Raw genomic sequence first — 5,636 nt, 5'->3', positions numbered from 1 at the left:
AAACAGACAAACATCTTGGCGCAACTTTGAGCGGTCAGATAACCTAGCTCGAATTCGCGATCGCACCGACCGGGGCGAATCAAGGCTGGATCGAGCTGTTCGCGATGATTGGTAGTCAGGATCGTAATGCTCCCTTCGACGGCTCCTGCGCCATCTAGGGTATTCAGGAGCGCACTAAAAGATAGCTCCCCCAGAGGTTTGCGACCGGAAAAAACACTATCGATATCTTCTAACGCGACGATCGAAGTGGCGGTAATTTCCGACCAGGCACGGAGCAGGGCACTATCGTCCATGTCGGTCAGGGACAGGGAAACAAGCTGCCGACCATAAAAACTAGCGATCGCCTGAATTAGCGAGCTTTTACCCGTACCTGGGGGGCCGTAGAGGAGATATCCCCGCCGCCAGGGGATGCCCCGTTGGCGATAGAGATCCCGACTGACGAGGAAGCGATCGAGATCTTTGAAGAGTTCGGTTTCAGTGACGATATCCAGGGCGAGAGTTTCCCGGCGTCGCTTGGTTTGAGTCCGCACGATCGAAATTGTCCCGCCAATCAGCCGGACGATCAGGGGTGCTTCGATGTTGTAGTTTTGCTCGATATTGCTCAACCAGTCGAGCATCTGAGGTTGCCACCAGCGCAATGTTGCCAAGGTAATTAGCTGGGTATTTTGCAAATCGGTAACTTTAAAGTCATGCCGATGAATGCCGATATACGCGCCCTGATAGCCAATCCCAATCCACCCCGAGCGCGGTTGGAGTTTGGTTTTGAGGGTGGGTGACTCGATCGCGGGTGGCACTAATGAAATGGAAGTATAGATCAGTTCGCTAAAGTCATAAACTTTGCCAGTGCGTTCTAGTTCCCAACAGATCGCACTATAAATCGGATTGGTATCCGCGATCGTAATCTGACACAATACACGTTGCAGTCCAAATTGAAAGATGAGTTTGAGTAAGTCGCCTCCATACCGAATGACTAAGCCGCCCAGAAATAGCCAAATCGGATCGAGACTGTTGAACATGCAAATATCGATGAAATGTACATATAATGTACAAAAAAGCGGGAGATGGGACTCGAACCCACGACGTTCACCTTGGGAAGGTGACATTCTACCACTGAATTACACCCGCACACTAGCATCATATTAACACACAACGCGATTCTCCAACAGAGCGGGCTTTTTGCGATCGATAGACCACAGATACTTTCAGGAGGTTGACTTATGATAGAGAAAACTGGAGGTAACTTGCTAACTTAGCAAAACTTCGATCGCATATCATCATTGGTCGCTCGTTATGAATAAGAGGCACCGTCAGGTCTCGTTGGCGCAGCCGCTGAAAATCAGCATCGTCGCTCATCGAGGCAATACAGCTACTGTAAAATTCGAGAATACAATTGAAGCTTTCCAAAAAGCAATACTCTTACTGACAGACTGCGCCAATGAAATCGGTATTCACCAAATTGAATTCGATCTGCGGATGTCCCAAGATGGCTACCTCATCAGTTATCACGATCGCGCGATCGATAACATTAATATTAGCGATCTTCCATATCACGAACTGAGATCGATCGCCCAAAGCAAGGGCTTTGATATTCCGTTATTTGAAGATATTCTCAAACTATGTTGCGATCGCATCGCCCTAGACATCGAACTTAAAGAGGAAGGCTATGAAGATCGGATTGTGGCTTTGACTACCAAATACTTAAAATATTCTGATTTTGTCATCAAGTCTTTTAATGATGCTTCGGTTAGGAGAATTAAAGATTTAGATCCACAAATTAAAACAGGTTTATTGCTGGGGAAAGTTAGCGGCAAATTTCCCTTATCAAGTATTTTCGCTCAGTTTTTCCCAGAATATAGAATACTGAGAACAGGAGCAGACTTTGTGGCACCTCACTTTCGGCTGTTAAAATTTGGTTTCTTATGGCGCATGAAGTTGCTCAAAAGAGAAGTTTATGTCTGGACTGTTAATGATGAGTGGCGATTATTTAAGCTGCTCAGCAGTAAGTATATTTCAGCAATAATTACTGACAAGCCAGAATTAGCGCTAAAAATCCTCGATCGACTTGGGCGCGATCGGGAACAGGCTGTTTGAGTAGGTAATGTGCGGCAATCGCTCTAGAGTGAAGTGTCATGCTAGCTGTTCATCACCCGATTTAGCACCACCAAAAAAATCATTCAGTCGATCTAACTCTAAATCTGCAAAAGTATCGACCGTCCAATTAGCTCGCCGCTGTAACATATGAAATGGATAAGTATGGGCGATCGCTACTGCTTGAATCCCAGCGGCTTTAACCGCTTCGATCCCTGCAAAAGTATCCTCGATCGCCAAACATTCCGACGGTAATAAATGCAGATCTGGATAAAGTTTATTCAACCGCTCGATCGCTAGTAAATACCCTTCCGGATCTGGTTTACTCTGACTAATTTCATCGCCAGAGACGATCGTATCAAAGAACATCCCGATTTTAGCCTGCTTGACAACCAGCTCTACTTCCGAACCGATTGCCCCTGTGACGATCGCCAATTTATACTGGCTGTTATACATCTGCTCGATAAACTGCACCACATCGGGATAAATAGGTAAAGCCTCAAGCTGCTCTAACTTTTGACGATAGGCGATTGCTTTTTTAGCAATTAGCTTATCTAAATATTCATCAGTAACAAATCGCCCGCGCAATTTTAATAATTCCTTTAGACAGGCGCGGTCGCTTCTACCGACAGATACTTGCCAAAATTGTCTACCTTGGGGTGTTAAATTCTCCCCTAATAATAGCTCGTCGATTAGCGATCGATGAATTGCTTCATCTTTGATAATGACTCCATTGAAATCAAATAAAACTGCTTTTAAAACCACACTTAATTAATTGAGAATTGAGAATTGATAATTGAGAATTGGTAATTAGTAGTTGGGACGCTTGCGCCCCTAAAACGTAAAGCCTAAAGCCTAGAGCCTAAAGCCTACTGTGACTTGATTTAGCCAAAATACATCTTTGGTGCGTACATCGTCAAATCCGGCTTTACCTAACCAGGCATCGAGATTGCCAGCGGCGTAGGCTTGGATGTAGGGTTCTTCAAAGATATTATTGAGCCAATCCAGACTGCGAAGCGTGCCTTGATTGCCGTCGAGAATCAGGATTTGGCCGCCGGGAGCTAGCAGACGATAACTTTCGGTGAGAATAGTTTGCGCGATCGCAGGCGGCGTTTCATGAAATAATAACGCAGCGGTAATCGTATCGAAACTACCCGCTTCAAACTGGGTTAATTCCGTCGCTGTGCCATGTTGCCACTTAATATTTAAACCTGCTTCGCGCGCGCGGTCTTCCGCTACTGCCAACATGTACGGAGACAAGTCTAAACCCGTCACTACGGCATCCGGAAAGGCTTTTTTGAGTGGAATAGTCATCGAACCCGTACCGCAGCCCAGATCGAGAATTCGTTGGGGTCGCGATCGCACTTCATTTATCAAACCTTGGCGCACCCACGGCTCGTAAGGTGGCAAGACGTATTGCGTAATCGGATCGTAGGTAATCGCCGCCGTCTGAGTTAAATATCCACCCTCGATCCCATGATAGTTTTGAGTGTGATAGTACTCTGGATAGACAAATGCGGGTAATTGATATCGATCGATTGTATCCTGCCAGTCGATGCGATCGCGCACTGCGATCATTTGCTCTTTATCTAGCAAGCCGCGAATCAACGGTGATAAAAACTGTTCCCACAATGTATCTTGTCGAATCGCCATAATAATATCGGATAAAATTTACGCTTGCAAGCAACACTTTCTCATTATCGTGCAATATTCTCGGAGATAAACAAGTACTCAGTTAACTGTTGCCATACTTGCACGATTGTAAGAATATTTTTGGTGATAACTTGAATCGATTACCTAAAGCCTGTGCCCAACTTGGTTCGATCGATCTCGCTCCTGCCAAAACTTGCGAGACTGATTCACTCGATCCAAAAATATTAACTAATTCTGCCCGATCGATCCCACTAGATTCAATGATATGCTGCAACACTTCAGATGGCGAAGCTCGATCGATCTCGTAATGTTGTAGCTCATATGCCTCTATTAACATCGTCACTAAGTCGTATAATGCTGACTCTTCAGGCGTTTGGTTTTGCTTAAAAGTTAAGCGTTCCGCCACAGCTAAAAACTGTCCGTATTCATCCTCCGTGCTGATTAAAATTGCCATTAGTTTGTAGCTCGTAGGGTGCGTTATCGCCCAATCGTAACGCACCGAAGCATGAGATGGTGCTAGGTGTCCTTATTCAACTTCAACACCGCCATAAATGCTTCCTGCGGCACATCCACCGTCCCCACAGACTTCATTCGTTTCTTACCTTTAGCTTGCTTTTGGAGCAGTTTCTTCTTCCGCGAAATGTCACCGCCATAACATTTTGCGAGGACATCTTTTCGCAGTGCGGGGATATTTTCACTGGCGATAACCTTACTACCGATCGCGGCTTGAATCGGGACTTTAAACTGGTGACGGGGGATTAATTCTTTGAGTTTCTCAGTCATTGCCCGACCGACATTATAAGCTTTATCGCGGTGGACGATCATTGCTAGGGCATCGACAGGATCGCCATTAATCATCAAGTCTAATTTAACCAAATGATTTTCGCGATACCCGATCGGTTGATACTCCATACTTGCATAACCGCGCGTATTTGACTTCATCCGATCGAAGAAATCAGTCACGACTTCCGCTAAAGGCATCTCATAAATTACCGTGGTTCGCCCTTTGGTGAGATATTTCATGTCCTTGAATTCACCGCGTCTGTTTTGACACAGCTCCATCAAAGTCCCGACATATTCCTCGGGAGTAATCATCTCCAACTTGACGTAGGGTTCCTCGATCTTTTGGCGATGATTGGGATCGGGAAGGGTACTGGGATTATCAATATAAGTTTCTTTACCCTGAATATCCGTGACTCGATAAACTACCGACGGTGCGGTGGTAATTAAGTCTAAATTATATTCTCGCTCCAGTCGTTCTTGGACGATTTCCATGTGCAATAAACCCAGGAATCCACACCGAAAACCAAATCCCATCGCGCTCGAAGTTTCTGGCTCGTATTTGAGAGCCGCATCATTCAGGCGCAATTTATCCAACGCATCGCGCAACTCTGGATACTGATCTGCATCTGTTGGGAATAACCCACAAAATACCATCGGTTTCGCTTCTGCATAACCGTCGAGAGCTGTGGCTGCGGGATTGCTCACCATCGTAATCGTATCGCCTACCCGTGCATCGCCGACAGCTTTGATCGATGCAGCGAAATAGCCTACTTCCCCTGCGTGTAGCTCATCTACTTCGATTTGGGTGGGGGCGAGAATACCGAGTTCATCGATGACATATTCTTTGCCACTTGCCATCAGTCGAATTTTATCGCCGCGTTTGACGCTCCCATCCATGACGCGGAAGTAGACAATTACACCGCGATAGCTATCATAATAACTATCGAAAATCAAAGCGCGTAAAGGTTCATTAATGGTATCTCGCGGCGGCGGTACCAGCGTCACCACCGATTCTAAAATTTCCTGAATCCCAATCCCCTGCTTTGCGGAAGTCAAAATCGCCCCGCTACAATCCAAACCGATAATCTCCTCAATTTCGGCGCGTACCCGCT

General features: G+C 45.9%; 6 protein-coding genes and 1 tRNA gene. 1 reads left to right on the top strand and 6 read right to left on the bottom strand.

The annotated features are described in order from the left end of the window. Both RMO35_RS16085 and RMO35_RS16080 read right to left on the bottom strand, forming a co-directional pair. Positions 1 to 1,016, bottom strand: a 1,016-nt coding sequence (locus RMO35_RS16085; RefSeq protein WP_309742337.1) for an AAA family ATPase, incomplete at its 3' end; no start/stop codon positions are given. 37 nt (positions 1,017 to 1,053) lie between these two features. Continuing rightward, positions 1,054 to 1,125: transfer RNA gene (locus RMO35_RS16080), tRNA-Gly, on the bottom strand. 165 nt (positions 1,126 to 1,290) lie between these two features. Here RMO35_RS16080 and RMO35_RS16075 point away from each other — a divergent pair. Beyond that, positions 1,291 to 2,091: a glycerophosphodiester phosphodiesterase gene (locus tag RMO35_RS16075; RefSeq protein ID WP_309742336.1), complete on the top strand. Its 801-nt coding sequence runs from the start codon at positions 1,291 to 1,293 to the stop codon at positions 2,089 to 2,091. A 36-nt stretch (positions 2,092 to 2,127) separates the two neighbouring features. Here the strand turns inward: RMO35_RS16075 and RMO35_RS16070 are convergent, their stop codons facing one another. The 4 genes from RMO35_RS16070 to lepA form a co-directional block, all read right to left on the bottom strand. Next, a complete protein-coding gene (locus RMO35_RS16070) occupies positions 2,128 to 2,853 on the bottom strand; it encodes an HAD family phosphatase (RefSeq protein WP_309742335.1) in 726 nt (241 codons plus the stop codon). Between the two features lie 90 nt (positions 2,854 to 2,943). Next, positions 2,944 to 3,741: a class I SAM-dependent methyltransferase gene (locus RMO35_RS16065; protein ID WP_309742334.1), complete on the bottom strand. Its 798-nt coding sequence runs from the start codon at positions 3,739 to 3,741 to the stop codon at positions 2,944 to 2,946. 82 nt (positions 3,742 to 3,823) lie between these two features. Then, the gene (locus tag RMO35_RS16060; RefSeq protein ID WP_309742333.1) at positions 3,824 to 4,195 is read right to left on the bottom strand and encodes a transcriptional regulator; all 372 of its coding nucleotides are present in this window, start codon (positions 4,193 to 4,195) and stop codon (positions 3,824 to 3,826) included. A 62-nt stretch (positions 4,196 to 4,257) separates the two neighbouring features. After that, positions 4,258 to 5,636: translation elongation factor 4 (gene lepA / locus RMO35_RS16055; protein ID WP_309742332.1), on the bottom strand; the 1,379-nt coding region annotated here is incomplete at its 5' end.

The organism is Chamaesiphon sp. OTE_20_metabat_361 (assembly GCF_031364565.1).
The sequence above is the reverse complement of the archived record's forward strand: the minus strand, read 5'-3'. Positions and strand labels throughout refer to the sequence as shown.

Coding starts and splice junctions, on each gene's coding strand:
- RMO35_RS16075 (WP_309742336.1), top strand. CDS start 1,291: ATGAATAAGAGGCACCGTCAGGTCTCGTTGGCGCAGCCGCTGAAAATC.
- RMO35_RS16065 (WP_309742334.1), bottom strand. CDS start 3,741: ATGGCGATTCGACAAGATACATTGTGGGAACAGTTTTTATCACCGTTG.
- RMO35_RS16060 (WP_309742333.1), bottom strand. CDS start 4,195: ATGGCAATTTTAATCAGCACGGAGGATGAATACGGACAGTTTTTAGCT.